The following is a 20,352-nucleotide window of genomic DNA, read 5'->3' as shown; positions in this document are numbered from 1 at the left end:
ATAGAAAGAGATGCTCAAAATTTTAAACCAAAAGAAGCTGTTAACGCCTACAATATGAATAGAGAAAGTCCGATCCATCTTTCGTTGACGAGCACAAATAGTCACACCGTGAAAATTGAGGCAGGTCAAGGCAGTTTTTCTATTGGTGAAGCTGATATGGACAAGAAAAAATTTGATGTTCTTGTTGAAAGAGAATCGGCCATCAACTGGAACGCCTTTGATACATATATGACACCGGCTGGTAGTCATTGGCCAAGATTTTTTTATTATTATGGTAATGATACGGGTTTCCTTGAATGGTCAAAAAAAAGAGCGATTGAAGATTTCTTCTGGCAGCCATCCATACCAGCTGATATTAATTTAAATGCTGCTCAGATCGGAAATTTGACAGTTCGTTCGAATAAAATTCCTGTAAAAATTGCTTTACCATCAGGCGAAGATGATTGCCTCCTTGGTTTGAGATCGCTTAACCTATCAGGGGATCTGGAAAAATTTGAAATTTTATCGGAAAATACCAATCCATACATCCGCCTCTATCCTAATGTAACGAGAGATAAAATCGCATTACCTTACCGACTACCTGCTTTTAAATCCCTGGGAAAAATTACCGGACTCGACGTGATTGTTGAACCGTTGGGGCAAGCGCTAGATTGCGAAAGTTTATTGCAATTTCCCAATTTGCAAGGGTTAAGTCTTACAGGAAATCTTAGTAATGTAGCCAGTCTAAACAAACTTGAAAAGTTGGAAAGTTTAGCTATTCGTTATGCTCCCAACTTAGAAAATTTCCCTTCTTTAAATTCTTGGGACAACCTGAAATCATTTATCGGGTGGAATATTGAGGAGATTACAGGAAAAAGATTGAAAACCGAATTAAAGGAGCTCGTTAAGTCAGGAAAAGAACTAGAATATTGTTCAGTCTCCAAACTGCGGAACTCAGTGTGGTTTACGACAGAATATGGAATTCCCTTTACAAACTGGGAAAGCAAAAGCGCTAAAATTGCCACCAAAGCTTATAAAGCTGCTTTACAGAAAATCGTTAATGGTAAAACAGAAAACGAGATAAAACAAGCCCTTGTAGAATTGATCGAAACAATTAACAAACTATCCAACATTGAAACTGCCGAGCGGGAAGACACTGGTATTGCCATTCAGCAATTAATAGAAGCGTCACCGGTAAAAATACAGTCGGAGACCGCTAATGACTGGTTTGACGAGGTGAGAGATTTTTAGTGAAAGCGGGATTCGAGACTCGGAAAAAATCAAAGTAACATAGCAGCACTAGCTAAGTAAAAAACGACTTTCCAGATGGAAGGCCGTTTTTTACTAGTGACTAATAGCCCGGATTTTGCACCAAGTTAGGTTCCACCTGAAAACTACTCTCGTGAAATGGCCATAGGTATTGATGTTTTAAGAACTTTCGATCCTCAATTTTGAGTACTTCAGACTGTCCAGAGCCATTCAAACGCATATGACCGAGAGCTGCTTGATTAAGTACCGTCTCTGCCGTTTTCCATCGCAAGATATCGCTATAGCGTAATCCTTCCCCAGCGAATTCGATTCTTCTTTCGTTGCGGATGAGTGCTATCCATTCCTGTTGTGATTTTGCAACTAAATTGACATCCGCAACGGTCATATCAAGGCCAGCTCTTTTGCGAATTTGATTGATACAACTTTTGGCCAGATCATCTATTTCATTCAACATTATTTTGGCTTCAGCATAGGTTAAAAGGACTTCGGCATAGCGAGCTAAAGAAAAATGCATATTTCCACCGGTACGGAACGCATCGGCTTGGTCCACAAATTTCTTAAACCAGTATCCCGATCTACTACTGCGTAGGTTTTGGTAGTAAAAAGCGCTTTTGGAATCATAGATGTCTATTTTTTCATTATTGAAGAGATCGCCATGACCAAACACACTGGCTTCATACCGCGGATCGCGGTTTAATTTTGGATTAAGCTCATAGGCTTGTTTGCTGTGTAATGGACAGTTGTCAATTGGTCGGCCCTGTAGAGTCCAATAACTATCCACAAGTGCTTTTAGAGGAACAACATAAGATTGTCCATTCCCGGTTCGATATTGTGGGGCCAGATGTTGAAATGACGCCGTTGCGGAATTGTTATGACTTTCCATATCGAACTTAATGATAAACTCTTTATTAGTTTTATCAGCTTGATAGTTAAATAGATTAGCATATTGGGGGTGGAGTTGATATTTCCCACTATCCATTATTTCTTTAGCAAGCTGTGCCGCCAGTTCGTACCTTCCATTGTAGAGCGCATAGCGCATGACCAATGTTTTAAAAGAATACTTATTGAACATATATGCATTTGTCGTGCCTTCATTTTCTGGAAGTCTATTTGCAACATCTTCACTCATTTCAAAGAGTTTATCAAGGATTTCAGCTTTAGGTGTGACAGGTGGTGTTGCCTCTTCCAGTTTAACAGGAGTAAGCACAAAGGGGACATTACCCCAAAATTCTGTAATCCTAAAGTAATGCCAGATGCGCAAACCTTCAAGAATTGCTTTATACCTTTGACGGGTAGATTCATTTTCGACATAAGGGACATCAACATTTGCCAAATAAGTGTTAATACGTCCTATATGCTGATTGTGTAGATTCCAGTAGTAAACGGCTAAAGGAGAGTTGCTAGTCATATTGCCGTTGGCAATGATCATGTGGTGATCTGTCTCAATGCGGGCATAAGCATTGTCCGAACGGCCTTCGGTCATATAAAAAAGGAGACGACGTTCGCCGGGCCCCATAAAAGCATCCAAATAACTGCTGTAGACTACACGGCGTAAATCCTCCTCCGTGTTAAAAAACTCATCAAAAGAAGTTGCTGTCGGATCTCGCTTATCAAGAAATTTTTCGCAGCTACTAAGTGTTGTCAATGCTATTATCAGGGTAATAATTTTCTTTTTCATTGTGGTGATATTAAAAAATGCTCGCACTTAATCCAAAACTGTATGTTGCCATCCGCGGGTAATTTCCATTACCACTACCGATCCGCTCAGGGTCTAGTCCTTCCCATTTTGTAATGGTGAATACATCCTGGGCATTAACATACATCCTTAAGTTTTTGATACTTTTACCAATGGATGGAAAAGTGTACCCCAGTTGAAGTGATTTAACACGGAAAAAGGCAGCATTGCTGAGCCATACATTACTCAAAAGTGTGTTCGGCGTTGAGCCAGTCCAGAGACGCGGGAAGCGGCTATTTGGATTTTCCGGACTCCAATGGTCGGCAACATATTCAACACGTGGTGCCCCTAGGTCATTGCTGTTTCCATCGACATACACCGGATAAGCTTCCTGCCCAGCTAGCCTACCCGTTCTTTTACCCACGCCTTGACCAAGCGCAGAAAAATCCCAGCGTTTATAATGCAGGTCCATATTGATGGCGTAATTGTAATAGGGAAGAGGATCTGCTAGATAAACTCGGTCATTGTCGTTAATTAAGCCATCCTGATTTTGATCGACATAGCGGATATCGCCAGGTCTGGAATTGGGCATTTTCGCTGCGGTTTCATCAATTTCTTGTTGATTCTGGAAGTAACCAATTGATTGAAAGCCATAATAATTATTGATCGGGATGCCTTTATACCATATCTGATCATTATTGCCTTTGAAAATCAAGCGGTCATTTTCATTATAACCAGCCTTGAGTATGCGGTTGCGGTTATTGAATAGCATCGCACCGACTTTATAGGAGAAATCATCTTTCTTGTCAGACCAGTTTACTGAAACTTCCCAGCCATTATTCTCTACCGCACCAATATTTACTGCGGAGACTAAGTTGTATGATCCTGTTAAGGGCGGAACAGCAAATTGGTCATAGATTAAATCATACGAATTTTTATGGTATACTTCCGCTGTTAAAGAAAGTCTATTTTTGAGCGCATTCATATCGAGACCGAGATTCCATTGTTTTTGTTTCTCCCATGAAAAATTAGAATTGGGAACACGCATTGTCCATCCCCAGGTATTGACAGATTCCTGCCACAGATAGGGTGCGACATTTTCATTACCGATCAATCCGTATGAGGCACGGATCTTAATATTGTTGATCGCCTCGGATTCGAGAATTGGCTTGAAAAAGCGCTCATTATGCAGATTCCACGCAAATGCCCCTGATGGAAAGAAACCCCAGCGATGACCCGGTGCAAATTTACTGCTCCCATCCGAACGACCTGTTAACTCAAATATATAACGGTTGTCAAATGAATAGTTTAATTTACCAAAAAAGGATGCCTTGCTAATTTCCCTAAAATCGGTAAAGGTATAGCTCATGATCTCAGAGCCTGCGGTGAGATAGATTTTGTCTTTATCCTGACGCAGTTCTTTGTTGTAATTGACTAATGCCCGCGCAGTCAGCTGGCTCTCACTGACTCCTTGCGAAGCATTCACATCATTACCCCATATGCTGATCGGTGCCCCTTTTTCATCAAAGAATTTGTAGGTTAATCGCTTTTGCTTGTCGGCAGATTTATTGATCATGTAGGATACATTACCTTCGATATTTAGGTTACTGTTGATATTATATTTAGGCCGGAGATTGATCGTACTACGGTCATGCATATAGTTTTTGGTGCCACCATGTTTAATCGAAGCGAGGGGATTTATGTTGTTATGCAGTATGAATGGTTCAGGCCTGTCTACATCATAGTAGATCTGTTGTGTTGGGTTCAGGCGCCAGGCTTGTTGATAGAGTCCGTGACCATCATCATTTGCCATTAGCCGGTTGACTTGCAGACGATGTGCGTAAAAATCGGCCATCAAGACAAACTTATCTGCAATATTGATATTCGTATTGAACCTGGCCGAGAATTTTTGTGTACCTTCAATATTGTTGAGGCCATTTTCCTTAATATGGCCCAACATAAGGTTAAAGGTACCTACACCACCGCCGCCTGAAATACTGGCGTTGTTGTTAATTGCCGTAGACGTGCGTTCCATGATTTCGTCCAGCCAATTGACCCCTTTTATTTTTCCGCTGGCGTATTGTTCAATTGTTTCATCCGAATAGATCGCAGGTTGTCCTTGTTGGACCAGTGTTTCGTTTCGCAATTTCATAAAATCAACTGCCCCCACAAATTCTGGAAGATCGATCGGTTTGTTTATGGCATACCAGTTGTTTGTAAAAACTTTAAATTGGCCAGTTTGCCCACGTTCCGTTTCGATGATAATGACGCCATTGGCGCCACGTGAGCCATACATAGACGCTGAAGCTGCATCTTTAAGTACAGTAATACTTTTCACCTGGTTAGGATCGATATCGTGGATACTCTGTTCCATTCCATCCACGATGACCAGAGGATCGGCGTTTTGTAAGGTGCTGATACCACGAATAGAAATGGTGCCAGGTACACTTCCAGGAAGACTATTCCCCCGCATCATCGTAACACCGGGAATTGTTCCCGAAAAGGCATCCTGCATTTTATAGATAGGCCGGTTTTTTACTTTTTCCATATCCATTTGGGATACCGAAGAAGCCAGGTGCTTTTTATCAACCTCTGAAAATCCGACCACCACAACCTCTTCAAGCCCAATCTCATCACTGTCCATGACAATATTGAGCTCGGTTTTGTTGTTGATGGGTAACTCAAGCTGTTTAAAGCCCACAGCGCTGAAGATCAATGTACCTTTATTCCCATTTGGTAGAGAAAGCTGAAATTCACCTCTAGCATTTGTTGTAGTTCCAATGTTTGTCCCTTTGAGCAATATGCTGACTGCACTTAATAGATTTCCTTTTGTGTCATGTATTTTCCCTTTAAGGGTTCGTTGCTGATAAAGCATTTCACTATTTGATAGATCATTCGGAATATTTTCCTGTTTCCGTTTTATGACGACGGTACCCCGATGTACCATGTAATAAAATGCGCTATTCTTAAAGAGCTGATCAAGTGCTTTATTCAGGGTTGCATCTGTTATTTCAAGATTTGCTTTTTCATTATTCAGTAAGCCCTCCATAAAGATAAAACGTATGCCTGTCTGTTTGGTGATGTTTTTGAGGACTGTTTCAATCTTGGCGTTTTTGGCATGCAGTGTAATCTGAGCAGAGCTTGAAGCGTAGGCACCCACCATGGATGTTGCTAATAATATTCCGGTCAGTTTCATTTTGATTAGATTGTTCAAAATTTTCCCCTTGTCTATAGGACAAAGAATTCCTTTTGAATAAAATAAATTATTCATAATTTGGTAGAGAATTAATAGTTTACGATCAGTTGTTAATTCAGTTAGATGCAGGAGTATTGGAGTACTTCTGCATTCTTTTTCATACAATATTTAGGTATTTATCTTCTTACATATTATAAGCCCTCCTTTTCTTGTTTAGATAGTTTATTTATTTTTTTTCGGTCGGTTTGTTACGATTAATTTTTCTTTGTCGATTGTCAGCTGATAGCCAGTCAGGTCTTTCAGTAGATTACAGACCTCTGCAAGGGTTACATCTCTTTTTATGCCTCCTTTGTAACGTATTTTATCTAATGAAACATTAGAATCAATTTTAATACCATACCAGCGGCTTAATTCATCGAGAATCTGCTGCATAGTTTTGTTTTCGAAATAGAAATAGCCATCCTTCCATGCCGTCGCTTCTTCCATGTCCGGTATTGGGAAGGCAACCAATTGATTTTTAATCATTTTTGCACCATTTCCAGCATCTATAAAAATCTCTTTTTCTTGTCCATTGACTTTTAAGCGTCCTTCAGTTAGCAGTACTTTGGCATTTTGGGTATAGGAATTGATATCAAAAGCTGTTCCTATCGCTTGGATGCTAAGGTCATTGGCTTCTACGATAAATGGCCGTTTTGCGTCCTTGGCTACTTCAAAATAAGCTTCCCCTTTTAGTCGTACTTTCCGTTCTTTTTCATTGAAATTTGCATTATAGATCAGTTCCGATTCCGAATTTACCCATACACGCGTACCATCGCTTAATGTTATTGCTATAGTAGATCTTTTGGGTACAATTAATGTGTGCATCGGATTGTACTCTTTAGTTTTGAGCTGCGCGTATAATAATTCTCCATTTTTAAATTCAATCCCCTGAGAAAGGCTTTGGTCGACTTGCTTATTCATTAGGTTGATATCGTCCTTTCCTTTAATCTTCAAGATAGCACCATTTTCCCCTGGAAGAACATCGTTTTTTTGGCCATAGACCTTATCCGGAATAAGATAGTTGATAGGTTTAACATAGGATTTCCAGATCCAAACAAAAGTAAAGAGTAATAATAGCGCGGCAGCTACTCCGATCCTAACTTTCCATTGTCCATTCCACCAACGATAATTTGGCGTAATTTTTCTTTCATTATATTTGGTTTTTAAAATTTCCCACTCCTGATCTAAATCGGTGTTGCGTAAATCAAATGGAACTTGGATATCCGTATTCGCAAGACGGTAGCGTAAACTTTCCTTTGCGTCGGGATATTTTTCCAACAAACGTTTTAGCTCATTTTCTTGTGCAGTAGCTAATTGCCCATCTTTCAGAAGTAATGAAGCCAATTCTGCCAACACTATTTTATCGGTTTCTATCATAATTTAATACTAAATAACTTGAGGAATCAAAAAGGGTGACTCAGGATGAAAAAAAATAAAGAAGGATAATCTTTAAAGCAAAAGGAAGTTTAATATTAGATTTAGGAATTTGGTTTTCAAAAGGTTTATTGCACGAACCCGTTGCGTTTTTACGGTGTTGACAGATACGTCCAATTCCCGTGCGACCTCCTCATATTTCATACCGTCCAAATAGATTAAACGGCAAATACGCTGACAGCCTTCAGGCAATTGGTTGAGCTCGCGGTGTAATGCGCCAATCAGTTCAGCATTGATAAGATCATCAAGAATATTATGATTGTCGGATTCTTCTACGGTTATGGAACCACGTATCTTATCAAATACCATATCCCGTCGTTTGGCGTTCATTGCCATATTTTTTACAGAGGTGTAAAGAAAACTTTTGATAACGCGTTCTCCCTTTTCCAACAATTCAGGTCTGTCCATCAGGACAATAAAAGCATCTTGTACAATATCCTTAGCTATCTCCTCTGAGTTGACCCATGGAAAGGCAAAGGTGCAGAGCTGTAGAAAATATGTTTTAAAATAGTATTCGATGGACAACATTACCTAGCTATTTTTTTAAAAATATAGCTATTATACAAAAATATTAGAAACAATGTACGTAATTTATATAATGTCCTTCCTGAGCTGTTTTTGCGTGTAAGTAATTGAAAGGTTTGTTTTTAAGTGGTGTTTTTTTTGCTTTATTGGGATAATTGGGCTGTGGTTTTTATCATGTTTGCCTTAAAATTGTAACGAAAAAAAGTTTTGTATTAAAAATCAACAAACTTCCACCTTGGGCTTCGATTGTTTCGCCAGGTGTAAAACCTGCGTGGATTTTTCTCTTTCCACTCCAGTTAGATTCTTTCGGAGCTTTACTCTGGCTGTTCCTATGTATATTGCAAATCACTCTTATCGTTACCAGCTAAATAAAGTCCAGACGCATGGTAAGCCTCACAATGTTTTTGCTCTCCGCAGGCAATGCTATTGTTTCTGGTCTATCATTAGCCTTTCATCATTTGATTCTGATATACGATAGCCAAAGTAGCAATATATCCATAGAAATTCATGCTCAGATTTCAGGGACTAGTTTTATTTTCATCAGCTCCACATTAGCAGTTGAGGCCCATAGTATCGGAATAAATAAAGGACTTTAAAATGCGTCTGGAGATTAAAGGTTTGAGAAAAGAAATTGTGGGGTGTAGGAGGAAAAATAGGAGTGTTCTGCCTTTGTGAACACTCCTTTAAAGAATTAAGCGAATAAAAAACTAATCAGAAAAGACCCCGAAGTCTGCCAGATGTGAGTAAAAGAAATCACCCCAAGAATTCACAGATTCTATTTTAAGATAGCGCGTGCTTATTGTCGAATCAAGGTTAACATTAATCCAAGAGCCAGAAACTTTGCTCAGCTGCGCCGATTTAACCAAGGTCCAGCTTGTCCCGTTTGTACTTGTATAAATATTGATATCTTTCATTGCTCCGTTCAGATTATCACGGTTTCGAAACGCGAGCCCCTTTATTGAGCGTAGAGCGCCCATATTCACGGAGAAGAAGTGCGGTTGTGGTGTTTGTGCAGAAGACCATGGTGTGTGCCAGATTGTACTTCTGTTCATGTCAAGCACATTGCTTGCTGGGGCACCGGATTCGTTGCTGTCACTACCTATGATTGACCAGCCTGTTGTCGGTAATAGTTTATGCGTAACAACTTTACTGAGATCAGGAATATTATTGACGAAGTTATAGGCATATCCTAATGTTGAGCGACTTCCGTTGAAATGCATAAAGCCGATACGCATTTCATAGTTTCCTGTTAAATCATAAAAATCTGCCAATGGACATTCGAATCTGAAACTATCCTGACCAATGATTTTAGTGGCCCATTGTACTGCATCATAGTCGTTGTTACCCCCAAATGGCTCTCTGTCATGCCAAACCACGATATCATTTACAGGCTTGGTCGTGGTAAATTTGCCAGAAATAATGATCTTGTCGTTGCTATAACTTGAGGACAATGAAGTGATCTCCGCTGTCGCTGAAGCATACCAGTCATTTCTTGTTACGGTGCTAAACACCTGACTGTTATTAAAGGTCGCGGCGGTGGTAGCTGTCAATGAAGTGGTGGAGATTCCATAGGTCGAATTACCAGAACCCATCAATGCGGTACCTAGCGTTGGAGCTAATGTCTTATTCATCCGATTGTGACTGGCATTTAAACCATGCCCAAGTTCATGGATCATTCCGCCTATCCAAACTGTTGCCTTCCAGCCGATGTCTCCACCTATTCCTAAGTTTTTGGCATCCAGATTTATGTAATCCAAGGCATAACAGGTGGTACCGGTACCATAGAAGGGAGGACCTCCTGGATTGGCCGGATCAGTATTATAGGTAGGAATAATAATCAGGTTGTGCGCACTTTTCTTTGCTGTAGGGTTCTGGGTGAAATAAGCATCCACTTCGGATTTGACGGCACCGCTACCACCGGAATAGGGATAGGTTGATTTCCCAAATTTTCCAGCAATGTAGTGGATGTTGATCAACGTATCATTTGTCAGGTCCAATCCGAAGGATTTGCGGCCAAATCCTTCACGATTCATATTCGAGGCAAACATTTCCTGTGCGTCCAGAAGGATCCGGCTGATTCGTTTTCTAAAATTAGGAATCGAATCGACATCATTGGGTACAAAGTAAATGACGTTGAGTTTGTACGGATTTGTACGCCACTCATTGGTAATTGTTGTGTTGGATGCTTTAAGTTTTAAATTTTCACTGTTTTCATCCGTTGGGACGAGCGTCTTATTACAGGACGCTACACCTAGGGCCAAGGTGGCAATCAATAAATTTAAAAGTTTTCTCATAATGGTTTATATTGTATAATAATGAATATAGCCCATTGGACTGATTGTCTCGAAAAAAAAATTACATTTTTATCCAGTATTGTTTAATCAATCGATTGATAAATCAATGTTGAGAATTGTTTTGTAACATTTATTAATTTTTTTGATAAAAATTAAGTTTTAAGATGGTGGCGGTTTATCTATTTATGGATGGGTCCGAAAACTATTATTGTCAATGAAAGATAAGATCTATCGTAGAACCAATAGTAAAAACTGCTATTGTAAACGTGATACATCCTAAAATGTAAGCAGATAGGGCTTTAAGATAACCAACTGTTTTATGTGGATCGAAAAACTGTCCTATAGACCAAACGCAATATAACATACCTATTATACTCGAGAGTACCGTAACATTTTTATCTGTAGCACCTTCCAGTATTGCGAAAAATGTATATATTAACATGCTCATTCCTAAAGTAAAACACAATAGGATAATAATTTCAAAAAGATTGAACCCATATTTTTTAAAAAATATTTTTGTCCAAAATGCAATAAATATCCCCATTATAATATTAGCATAACCGTAATGGTTTTGGATCCAGAGGTACATAGCGCCCGTTGTAGAGTGTAGGGATTCATAATAACTAACATATTTATCTTCAACATGAAAATAATGGCTTACAATCGAGTAGATCAATGAGGTGACAATAATAAAAATAACGGGTTTGACCAAGCGACTTCGATTTTCAGAAAGGTAATTCCGTACATTTTTTCCCGGGGTAGTGACAAGTTCCCGGATAGTATACAAAATCCCCCGTTCGAAATGAAGGACATGTTCAATCTCATGGACGATATAGTGCGCATCTATCCTTTTGAGGACCGCGGGTTGACCACAATTTGGGCAGAAATTGGAGATGATATCAGTTCCACAGTTTTTGCAATTTGTCATTTTTAAGGTAATTAAGGCTGTAATGATATGTTTCGGTCTGGTACGTGCTAAAACGCTGCCTATCGATTTCTATTTTGTTCAAAAATATTACACATTATCATAATAAGAGCTACACCTGAGTGTAGTTTTATTTACTTTTGAAGTATATAGTTTGAACATGGATGTTAACGATTTATTTTCACCCAAGAATGCTGTGGATAGTCTATCAGCAAAAGATTTAGAACAGACCAAAGATTATATAGAAATTGTTAAAGCTTTCGCGCGTATTACTTACCAAAGTATTTACGTGATCGATTATCAATTGAAAGCATTTGAATTTGTTTCAGATAATCCGTTGTTTCTTGCAGGTTTAACTTCAAAACAGGTTATTGAGATGGGATACGGATTTTACCAGAAATATGTACCTGCCCCGGATTTTCAGATGCTCATTCAGATTAACAATGCCGGTTTTAATTTCTATGAAAATATTCCGTTGGAAGAGCGGAAGCAACATGTTATATCCTATGATTTTCAAATACAAGATGCAAATAAGAAATATATTTTGATCAATCATAAGTTAACACCATTTTTTCTAACTGAGGAGGGAAAGATATGGAAAGCGATGTGTATTGTATCTTTATCTTCAAATATTTCTTCAGGAAATGTAACCATAGAAAAACTTCATTCTGATTTGCTATGGGAGCTTGACCTATTGACTGGTAAATGGATTGCTCGTACAAAAGTTAATCTCACAGAACGTGAAATCGAAATTTTACGCTATTATCATCGCGGGCTTTCTATCCACGAAACTTCCAAGAAGATCTTCATTTCAATAGATACGGTGAAATTCCATCGACGGAAATTGTTTGAAAAATTGGGTGTGGGAAATATGAATGAAGCCTTGGCTTTTGCGTTGAATAATAGGTTGTTATGAATATTCTGTTGTCAATCCCGTTTTGATTAAACAATCCGATTCGAAGTTCCCACAAGATTCACAAAAGAAAATGTAATCCTAATTGTGTCATTATGAATATTTTAATTGTTTACAGTCATCCGAGCGAGAAATCCTATACATTCGAGATATTGAGCCACCTGAAGAATATGTTGGTTGCCCAAAGATGGAATGTGGAAGTTTCTGATTTATATGCGAATAATTTTCAGGGTATTATGACCTTAACGGAATACCAAAGAGAAGGCAATGCAGATACGACATTGCCCGTCCCAGCGGATGTGATTGGAGAGCAGCAAAAGATAGAAAATGCGGACTGTGTTATCTTCCTATATCCAGTCTGGTGGAGTGACTGTCCGGCAATGATGAAAGGTTGGTTTGACAGAGTTTATTCCGTCGGTTATGCTTATGGGCAAAAACCAGACCTGCCAAAAATGAAAATAATCAAACATGGAATAGTTATCTGCACCGCGGGCCATCCCAATCATTTTTTAGAGGAGATCGGCATTGCCCAAAGTATGGAAAAGGTTATGCTTGAGGATAGGTTAGGGAAACGCTTTCAGCACAGGGAAATGCTCATACTAGGGGGGACATTGTCAATTGAAAATGTACGGGAAAATCATAGGGAGCAAGTCAATGAATTAGTAAAAAGGATAAGTATTAATTCTATTTTCTGATTGATACCCTGAGTACGAAATTTCGGTGCAGGGCTCTTTATAAGAATTAATATTTCGTAAATTTATACTACGAAGTGATTCCGGATTCAATCGACGGATAGCTTCTTTATTCTTAAAACAAGGAATGCATGAGCAGTACGAGACGAAATAGGGGTTTTCTCTTCACACAATATGCCGAGCCGTTTCAGACTCCTTTTGATAAATTATTTGAAATTTTTAAAGAACTGATTACCCATACCGCTGGCGATTTTGACGAAGCTATAGACTGGTTACGTCAATTGGATAGAGAGTTCAAGTTGACTACTCCGGAATATACGATCGATGATTTCATAGCGGATTTAAAGAATAAAGGATATATACGGGAGAAATTAGGATTCGGGACTGAGGGCGGTGTAGATATGACCTCAAAGTTGGAAAAAGCATTGCGACAGAATGCCTTAGATCAGATTTTTGGGAAAATGCGAAAAGGAGTTTCAGGCAATCATAAAACCAATCATCAAGGTCGGAGTGACGAAAATACAGGTGATTTTAGGAGTTATCAGTTTGGAGACAACTTAGAAAAAATAGCATTGACCGAGAGTCTGAAAAATGCTCAGATCAATCATGGGATGGGGGAGTTCAGTCTGTCAGAGAACGATCTGGTCGTAGAAGATACACAATTTAAATCCCAGATGAGTACCGTGTTGATGATCGACATCAGCCATAGTATGATTCTATATGGAGAGGATCGGATCACACCTGCAAAGAAAGTAGCCATGGCTTTATCGGAGCTTATCATCACACGTTATCCCAAGGATTCCCTTGATGTCATTGTTTTCGGCAATGATGCTTGGCCCATCGCGATTAAAGACTTGCCTTACCTGCAAGTAGGGCCGTTTCATACCAATACTGTCGCCGGCTTAAAGTTAGCAATGGACATACTCCGGCGAAAGCGGCATGCGAACAAACAGATCTTCATGATTACGGACGGGAAACCGAGCTGCCTAAACATGCCAGACGGTACTTACTATAAGAACCCGATGGGATTGGATCCGTTCATTACCAGTAAATGTTATAGTATGGCAGCGCAGGCCCGAAAGCTGGGGATACCCATTACGACCTTTATGATCACTTCTGATCCTTATTTACAGCAATTTGTCAACGAATTTACAGCGTCGAATCAAGGCAAGGCCTACTATACAGGACTCGGAGATCTGGGAGGAATGATTTTTGAAGATTATGAAGAAAATCGTAAAAAACGGATACGATAAACAGATCGTTTAACGATAAGAAGATATCATCTGCGCAGCATTTGCGCTTCATTAGCACAATATATGAACTATACGACGATTACAACATTTGGCGCATTGAAAAGTGCAGGCTATAAACCCAAAACGATAAAGGAAGAATTGCGTCAAAACCTGATTGAAAAGATTACTAAGGGCGAAACCGTTTTCACGGGTGTTCATGGTTATGAGGATACGGTTATTCCCGAACTTGAAAGAGCCATTCTTTCCAAACACAATATTAATTTTCTTGGTCTCCGTGGTCAGGCAAAGACACGCTTGGCTCGACTAATGGTTAATCTGCTGGATGAGTATGTGCCTGTGGTGCAAGGCTCAGAGATTAACGATGATCCATTTAGCCCCATATCACGTTATGCACAGGAGCTATTGAAGGAAAATGGCGATGACACAGCGATAAGCTGGCTGCATCGAAATGACCGTTTTGCTGAAAAGCTTGCGACACCGGATGTGACTGTAGCGGATCTGATCGGTGATGTCGATCCAATCAAAGCTGCTAATTTGAAACTGAGCTATGCGGATGACCGTGTGATTCATTTTGGCATGATTCCACGTGCAAACCGTTCGATATTCGTCATAAATGAACTCCCGGATCTCCAAGCTCGGATTCAAGTAGCCCTTTTCAATATTTTGCAGGAAGGGGATATCCAGATCCGCGGATTTAAGTTGCGTCTACCATTAGACGTACAGTTTGTGTTTACTGCAAATCCGGAAGATTATACCAACAGAGGAAGTATTGTGACACCACTCAAGGATCGGATCGGGTCACAGATATTAACGCATTATCCTACATCTATCGAGGTAGCGAAGACTATTACAGCACAGGAGGCAAACTTGGAAGTAGCACAGAAGGAGCATATATATGTTCCTGAGTTGGCAAGTGAATTAATCGAACAGATCAGTTTTGAAGCTCGAAATAGCGAATATGTAGACGAAAAAAGTGGTGTCAGCGCGCGGATGAGTATTACAGCATTTCAGAATTTATTAAGTACGGCAGAATTGCGGATGCTTAGAAGCAGTACAAGAGTAACCGCAGTACGCCTGAGTGACTTTATGGGTATCGTACCGGCGATAACTGGTAAGGTGGAACTCGTTTATGAAGGTGAACAGGAAGGGGCAGCTTCCGTGGCCCTCCAGTTGATCGATAATGCGGTAAAAAGCCTCTTTCCGATCTTATTCCCCAAAATTGAGAAGCTGGAGAAGGACAACGAACGCTATCCCTATGGCGAGATTGTCCGTTGGTTTTCGGAATCGGAGGGGATCGAATTATCTGATGAGCTTACTGATGTAGATTACAAAAGTCTATTGGATCAAATGATACCTATCCAAACACTGATACAAAAATACCAGCCAGAAACGAAAGCCGAAGATCGCTATTTCCTGGCTGAATTTATACTGTGGGGGCTGGCGCTAAACAATAAATTAAGTAAATATAGAACAGGAAACAACCTGCAGTTTCAAGATAATTTTCAGGGTTATCTGCGAAATAATCTTTAGCGATTGCCAAAAGCTTCCCTGCTAGTTCAAGGGAAGCTTTTTTTGAGGTATCCGCTTCTTAGCGCAATGCCAGCAAGAAATAGAATATTTAAAAGGTTTTACTTCTTTTTCAGATAACGATTTATCACAGGACTAAAATCTATTTGAGAGGACCTCTGCATGTGCGCTGTCAGAACCGATTCTGGAAATTCATCCAACGATTTGAAATTAATACAGCCCTTTTGGAATTTAGCTTTGGGCAATTTTGATTTTAGTTCATCCATTAATTCGGGATTTGAATACATTACCAGTGAATGGAATGAAATATAGTTTTTGGCAACGGTAAGTCCGTATTTAAAAACATCTTGCTCATTATAGCTGATTGCATTCGGATTAGACATGAATTTCCCAAAACTTTCTGAAACCGCTTTGTCATTTTCAGAAATTACCTTCCGGAACTGTTGGATGGCTTTTTGTGCGCCTTCGGAAAGCGTACTGATATATTGTTCTATTTCCATTCTTTTTACCCTTTTTAGATCGTTTGTATTTAGGTTAAATTTATTCAATTTCTTTGATGCAGCTATAGGTTCCAGAATAATAAAATAAACTCCTACGTTTAAAGATCAGCTGATCGAAAAACACAATTTCTACAGTGTATCAAACGCTAACGACTACAGATGAGCTTGATAAAATATGGGCTAAAAAGCTAAATGTGAAACCAAAAGTCGGTTATATCAATGAGTTCGATTATAATAAGGAAGAACTAATTAGAATGAAGGTCGCAAACAGTTGTCCATTGCCAACTTAGCATGAAAAACGACATTCTTAAATTATGTCCAGATTTTATAGAGTAATGCGAAAAATACTCGGTCAGGTGGTCCTCCTATTCTTAGTACATTGTGCCAATACAGAGCGAAAAAAGGATAGCACTCATGACCATACTGAACTTGGCCAAAACCTGATAAGAATTAAGGAGGAAATCAATCTCTAAACTACACCCAAGTGTAGCCTTTATTCGAGCGAACTGTGATATTTTTGGAGCATTAAAAACAAACTAATATATGAATAGCCTGAAAAACACAGCACAGTTGATACAATTATCTAATAGAACAAAAGGAATCAATTTAAAAATTGTCCCCATATTGCTTTGTGGAATCCTTTTTGGAAAAGTATATGCGCAAAAAACAAAAGTCTTAAATTTTGCAACTTTTCACATGACATATACACCTGATGCACATAAAGTAAAATTTAATGAAAAGGATGACAAAAATAAAAAAGAGACTTATAAAATTGCAAAAATGCTGGCGGAATTCAAACCGACAATAATTTGTGTGGAAGTACTTCCAACCAAAAATGAGGAATTGAATTCCGATTATAGGAATTTTAAGGAAAATAAAGAGTATACACCAAAATATGCAGGGGAAATAGCTCTAATTGCTTACGAAATTGGTAAAATGGCTGGCGTAAACAAAATATATGGTATAGACGAGCAGCAGACTGCAGCTTATAACTATAATATAGGGCGTGAATTGGAAAATCAAGTCGACAGTATAACCTCAAAAAAATATAGCGCCAGTATTTTCAAAGAATTTATGGCAGCAGAAAACCTTTCTGTGCTAGAAAAATTGAAGCTATTTAATCGCAAAGCGACTTTCCAAAAATTCATAAATCTCAATGCTGATATATTAACTCACAACAGCACAAAAGGCAATTTCGAAGGGGCAGATGAAGCGAGTAAATTCTATAGACGAAATCTGCGGATATTCTCCAATTTGAACCAGATACCAGTCAATAACGATGATCGAATATTTATAATTATGGGAGCTACCCATAGCGCTTTTTTGGATGAATTCATGCAGAGAAGTCCCAAGTACGAGCTTGTCGATGTTGAAAATTATCTCAAATAAATAGTAGGAATATAATAGAAGGCCGCTTAGGTACTTTCCAAACGGCCTTTTTGTATTATAGCATGGGTATGTTTTCAATAGAGTCGATAGCAATTCTTGAATTATTTTATAACCAAGTTACGCTTCCTGTTTCAACATCATAGTTTGCACCCACAATCTTGATCTTGCCTTCTTCTTCAAGCTTACGGAGAGTTGAACTTTGTCTGCGAATATCTTTAATTGCATGTTTGATATTCTGTTGGTTTAGTTTCTCCAACAATACACTATTTTTTGAAGAGCGTTCTTCGTTTTCACCAATCACCTCATTGATAATAGGATCAAAATGACTGACCAGATGGTTCAAGTTGTCCATTCCCAATCCTTCGATCTGTTCAGCGTCCAGTCCGCCTTTTAGAGCGCCACATTTGGTGTGGCCTAATACGACAACCAGTTTAGATCCAGCAACATTACAGCCAAACTCCATGGAGCCCAGAATGTCCTGATTGATGAAATTTCCAGCAATCCTGATACTGAAAATATCACCTAGACCTTGATCAAATATAAGTTCAGCAGAAGTACGGCTATCAATACAGCTAAGCACCACAGCAAATGGCCACTGTCCTTCACGGGTAGCATTTACTTGTTCGAGAAGATCCCGGTTTGCTTTTAGATTATTGACAAAGCGTTGATTACCTTCTTTTAAGAAGTTTAATGCTTTTTCAGGAGTAATTGTTGATTGTGTTTCGTATGTATGTGCCTTCATAAAAAAATAAATATTTGCAGTATTAAAGATAAGAGTAATTCATTAAATTTTAAAAATGGATAAAACTCTTTCGCTTTTCTCAGTCCAATGGATTATTCCCATAGAACCTCTTGTCGGGGCCTGATCATCACCAAAATTAATGACTATCAAAACTCCGAAGGGATGCTAATGACGCATTGGCTAAGGTATAGCTGATCAATTGGTCTGTGGACAATAAATTCACCTAAATAGCTTACTGCATTGGATAATTAAAATTTGCAGCTTAACGAGTTTAAATTTAATGTGCAGGAGACAGGCTAGTTGAAATTAATATGCCGGTCGATCAATACTGGTTAGTTTCAAAAGCCTTCTTATTTAAACATTATTAGAAAAAATGTCAATAAAAATCAGCATACTTTATTATTAATGGGTTAACTTAGAGTTTGATAAAAAACTTACCACTCCAAATTTTGATATCATTTGGAGTAGTATTCGAAGGCTAACTTAATTATAAATTCAAATGATATGTACAAGTCTCTTTTCTTTCTGATTTTCTGTTTTTTTATGTCTTCATTGCAGGCAGCAATTCGTTTACCAAGTATTTTGGCGGATAACATGGTTCTACAGCAGCAATCTAAGGCCGAATTATGGGGATGGTCCAAACCGGGAGAAAAAGTCAAAATTACAACCTCTTGGGATAATAAGACGGCTGAGGTAACAGCAGATGGAAATGCCAAATGGCAAGCTTCAGTCCAAACACCGAGAGCCGGTGGCCCCTATACCATCACATTTGAAGGTGAAAATAAAATTATTCTTGAGAATGTATTGATCGGTGAGGTCTGGATTTGCAGTGGTCAGTCCAATATGGAATGGAATTATTATAATGGTATTTCCAGCATTAAGGATGAGTTTTCGGATCTCGACAAGTTAAATATCAAGCTGTTCCAGGTCACTAAAGCAACAGCGAAGACACCGCAGGACAACAATGAGGGAAACTGGATGGTCTGTGATAGCAATGCCCTGAAAAATTTTAGTGCGGTAGCTTATTATTTTGGAAAAGTACTCAACAAGGAATTAAATGTTCCTATAGGTTTGATCAGTAGTAACTGGGGGGGGACTCCTGCCGAAGTATGGACACCAGTCGAGCTGGTCGAAAGTAATCGTACGCTGAAAGATGCAGCTGCTCAAAAGAAACCCTCTTCTTGGTGGCCTATTACCCCAGGATATACTTACAATGCTATGATTGCACCATTTACCAATTTCAACATTGCCGGTGCGATATGGTATCAAGGGGAGAGTAACGTTGAAACCGCCGCTAGTTATACCCAATTAATGGATACCCTGATCGCCTCCTGGCGTACCTCCTGGCATAAAAATTTCCCGTTTTATTACGTTCAGATTGCGCCAAATAAATATTTAAATCACCATGTTGGGGCTTTACTCCGGGAAGCGCAGACCAAGAATTTAATGACTGAAAATACAGGAATGGTTGTCATTTCGGATCTGGTCAGTGATACACTAAATATCCATCCTGCAAACAAGAAAGATGTAGGTTTGCGCCTGGCGAATTATGCCCTATCCGAAACTTATGGCCTAAATAAAGGATTTTATAAAAGTCCGATCTTTAAGTCTTTTACAGTGCGAAAAAATCAAATCGTGATTGATTTCGACAACCTGGGATCCGGTTTGACAATAAAGGGAAATGAAGGAAAGGAAATTTTTATTTCGGGGGCAGATCAGAAATTTTATCCTGCAACCGTAGAAATAAAAGGCAAACAAATGATCGTTTCAAATAAGCGGGTAAACAATCCGGTTGCTGTTCGATACCAGTTTAGCAATACGGGAATTGGGAATATCTTTAGTAAAGAAGGCTTACCTGTCGCTCCTTTTAGGACCGATACCTGGCCAGTTGATACCAGCAAAATTAAATAATGACATGGGAATTCTTTGCTGTGAAAGAAGTTATTTGTAGCCGATGCGGTTTGGCAGGTCAAATCGTATACAGGTTACCAAATTACGTA

General features: G+C 39.0%; 15 protein-coding genes. 7 read left to right on the top strand and 8 right to left on the bottom strand.

The window, feature by feature from the left end; translation table 11 throughout:
• Window positions 1–108: 108 nt before the first annotated feature.
• On the top strand, window positions 109–1,230 hold the full coding sequence (locus tag ACK8HY_RS06670) for a hypothetical protein (RefSeq protein ID WP_416133178.1): 1,122 nt from the start codon (window positions 109–111) through the stop codon (window positions 1,228–1,230).
• 100 nt (window positions 1,231–1,330) lie between these two features.
• Here ACK8HY_RS06670 and ACK8HY_RS06665 read toward each other — a convergent pair whose 3' ends face one another.
• The 6 genes from ACK8HY_RS06665 to ACK8HY_RS06640 all read right to left on the bottom strand — a co-directional run bounded on the left by ACK8HY_RS06665 (window position 1,331) and on the right by ACK8HY_RS06640 (window position 11,339).
• Window positions 1,331–2,926, bottom strand: coding sequence for a RagB/SusD family nutrient uptake outer membrane protein (locus tag ACK8HY_RS06665; protein ID WP_416133177.1), 1,596 nt, complete (start codon window positions 2,924–2,926; stop codon window positions 1,331–1,333).
• 10 nt (window positions 2,927–2,936) lie between these two features.
• A complete protein-coding gene (locus tag ACK8HY_RS06660; protein WP_416133176.1) occupies window positions 2,937–6,194 on the bottom strand; it encodes a SusC/RagA family TonB-linked outer membrane protein in 3,258 nt (1,085 codons plus the stop codon).
• Window positions 6,195–6,341: 147 nt separating this feature from the next.
• Window positions 6,342–7,535 carry a FecR family protein gene (locus tag ACK8HY_RS06655; protein WP_416133175.1) on the bottom strand — a complete coding sequence of 398 codons (1,194 nt, stop codon included), beginning with the start codon at window positions 7,533–7,535 and terminating at the stop codon, window positions 6,342–6,344.
• A gap of 72 nt (window positions 7,536–7,607) precedes the next feature.
• A complete protein-coding gene (locus tag ACK8HY_RS06650) occupies window positions 7,608–8,120 on the bottom strand; it encodes a sigma-70 family RNA polymerase sigma factor (RefSeq protein ID WP_077432784.1) in 513 nt (170 codons plus the stop codon).
• 704 nt (window positions 8,121–8,824) lie between these two features.
• Window positions 8,825–10,411: a discoidin domain-containing protein gene (locus tag ACK8HY_RS06645; RefSeq protein WP_416133174.1), complete on the bottom strand. Its 1,587-nt coding sequence runs from the start codon at window positions 10,409–10,411 to the stop codon at window positions 8,825–8,827.
• Window positions 10,412–10,622: 211 nt separating this feature from the next.
• Window positions 10,623–11,339 carry a DUF3667 domain-containing protein gene (locus tag ACK8HY_RS06640; protein ID WP_416133173.1) on the bottom strand — a complete coding sequence of 239 codons (717 nt, stop codon included), beginning with the start codon at window positions 11,337–11,339 and terminating at the stop codon, window positions 10,623–10,625.
• A gap of 157 nt (window positions 11,340–11,496) precedes the next feature.
• Here ACK8HY_RS06640 and ACK8HY_RS06635 point away from each other — a divergent pair, with 157 nt between their 5' ends.
• From ACK8HY_RS06635 to ACK8HY_RS06620, 4 genes are all read left to right on the top strand, one after another.
• Window positions 11,497–12,252: a response regulator transcription factor gene (locus ACK8HY_RS06635; protein WP_077432787.1), complete on the top strand. Its 756-nt coding sequence runs from the start codon at window positions 11,497–11,499 to the stop codon at window positions 12,250–12,252.
• 92 nt (window positions 12,253–12,344) lie between these two features.
• A complete protein-coding gene (locus ACK8HY_RS06630) occupies window positions 12,345–12,944 on the top strand; it encodes an NAD(P)H-dependent oxidoreductase (RefSeq protein ID WP_077432788.1) in 600 nt (199 codons plus the stop codon).
• A 128-nt stretch (window positions 12,945–13,072) separates the two neighbouring features.
• Window positions 13,073–14,194, top strand: a complete 1,122-nt coding sequence (locus ACK8HY_RS06625; RefSeq protein ID WP_077432789.1) for a vWA domain-containing protein — start codon at window positions 13,073–13,075, stop codon at window positions 14,192–14,194.
• A gap of 63 nt (window positions 14,195–14,257) precedes the next feature.
• A complete protein-coding gene (locus ACK8HY_RS06620; protein ID WP_416133172.1) occupies window positions 14,258–15,724 on the top strand; it encodes a sigma 54-interacting transcriptional regulator in 1,467 nt (488 codons plus the stop codon).
• Window positions 15,725–15,822: 98 nt separating this feature from the next.
• On the opposite strand, the gene ACK8HY_RS06615 is transcribed toward ACK8HY_RS06620, so the two are convergent.
• Window positions 15,823–16,221 (bottom strand): DUF1801 domain-containing protein, encoded by a 399-nt coding sequence (locus ACK8HY_RS06615; RefSeq protein WP_077432791.1) that lies wholly within the window; start codon window positions 16,219–16,221, stop codon window positions 15,823–15,825.
• Window positions 16,222–16,764: 543 nt separating this feature from the next.
• Between ACK8HY_RS06615 and ACK8HY_RS06610 the strand changes: the two genes are divergently transcribed.
• Complete coding sequence (locus tag ACK8HY_RS06610) at window positions 16,765–17,610, top strand: DUF5694 domain-containing protein (RefSeq protein WP_416133171.1); 846 nt, start codon at window positions 16,765–16,767, stop codon at window positions 17,608–17,610.
• Between the two features lie 106 nt (window positions 17,611–17,716).
• Here the strand turns inward: ACK8HY_RS06610 and ACK8HY_RS06605 are convergent, their stop codons facing one another.
• Window positions 17,717–18,352 (bottom strand): carbonic anhydrase, encoded by a 636-nt coding sequence (locus ACK8HY_RS06605; protein ID WP_077432792.1) that lies wholly within the window; start codon window positions 18,350–18,352, stop codon window positions 17,717–17,719.
• Between the two features lie 504 nt (window positions 18,353–18,856).
• On the opposite strand from ACK8HY_RS06605, the gene ACK8HY_RS06600 reads away from it, so the two are divergent.
• Window positions 18,857–20,263, top strand: coding sequence for a sialate O-acetylesterase (locus tag ACK8HY_RS06600; protein ID WP_416133170.1), 1,407 nt, complete (start codon window positions 18,857–18,859; stop codon window positions 20,261–20,263).
• The last annotated feature ends 89 nt before the right edge of the window (window positions 20,264–20,352 follow it).

Origin of the sequence: Sphingobacterium sp. NGMCC 1.201703, from assembly GCF_047784615.1 — a bacterium.
GTDB lineage: Bacteria > Bacteroidota > Bacteroidia > Sphingobacteriales > Sphingobacteriaceae > Sphingobacterium.
The sequence above is the reverse complement of the archived record's forward strand: the minus strand, read 5'-3'. Positions and strand labels throughout refer to the sequence as shown.

Coding starts and splice junctions, on each gene's coding strand:
- ACK8HY_RS06665 (WP_416133177.1), bottom strand. CDS start 2,926: ATGAAAAAGAAAATTATTACCCTGATAATAGCATTGACAACACTTAGT.
- ACK8HY_RS06660 (WP_416133176.1), bottom strand. CDS start 6,194: ATGAATAATTTATTTTATTCAAAAGGAATTCTTTGTCCTATAGACAAG.
- ACK8HY_RS06655 (WP_416133175.1), bottom strand. CDS start 7,535: ATGATAGAAACCGATAAAATAGTGTTGGCAGAATTGGCTTCATTACTT.
- ACK8HY_RS06650 (WP_077432784.1), bottom strand. CDS start 8,120: ATGTTGTCCATCGAATACTATTTTAAAACATATTTTCTACAGCTCTGC.
- ACK8HY_RS06645 (WP_416133174.1), bottom strand. CDS start 10,411: ATGAGAAAACTTTTAAATTTATTGATTGCCACCTTGGCCCTAGGTGTA.
- ACK8HY_RS06640 (WP_416133173.1), bottom strand. CDS start 11,339: ATGACAAATTGCAAAAACTGTGGAACTGATATCATCTCCAATTTCTGC.
- ACK8HY_RS06635 (WP_077432787.1), top strand. CDS start 11,497: ATGGATGTTAACGATTTATTTTCACCCAAGAATGCTGTGGATAGTCTA.
- ACK8HY_RS06630 (WP_077432788.1), top strand. CDS start 12,345: ATGAATATTTTAATTGTTTACAGTCATCCGAGCGAGAAATCCTATACA.
- ACK8HY_RS06625 (WP_077432789.1), top strand. CDS start 13,073: ATGAGCAGTACGAGACGAAATAGGGGTTTTCTCTTCACACAATATGCC.
- ACK8HY_RS06620 (WP_416133172.1), top strand. CDS start 14,258: ATGAACTATACGACGATTACAACATTTGGCGCATTGAAAAGTGCAGGC.
- ACK8HY_RS06615 (WP_077432791.1), bottom strand. CDS start 16,221: ATGGAAATAGAACAATATATCAGTACGCTTTCCGAAGGCGCACAAAAA.
- ACK8HY_RS06610 (WP_416133171.1), top strand. CDS start 16,765: ATGAATAGCCTGAAAAACACAGCACAGTTGATACAATTATCTAATAGA.
- ACK8HY_RS06605 (WP_077432792.1), bottom strand. CDS start 18,352: ATGAAGGCACATACATACGAAACACAATCAACAATTACTCCTGAAAAA.
- ACK8HY_RS06600 (WP_416133170.1), top strand. CDS start 18,857: ATGTACAAGTCTCTTTTCTTTCTGATTTTCTGTTTTTTTATGTCTTCA.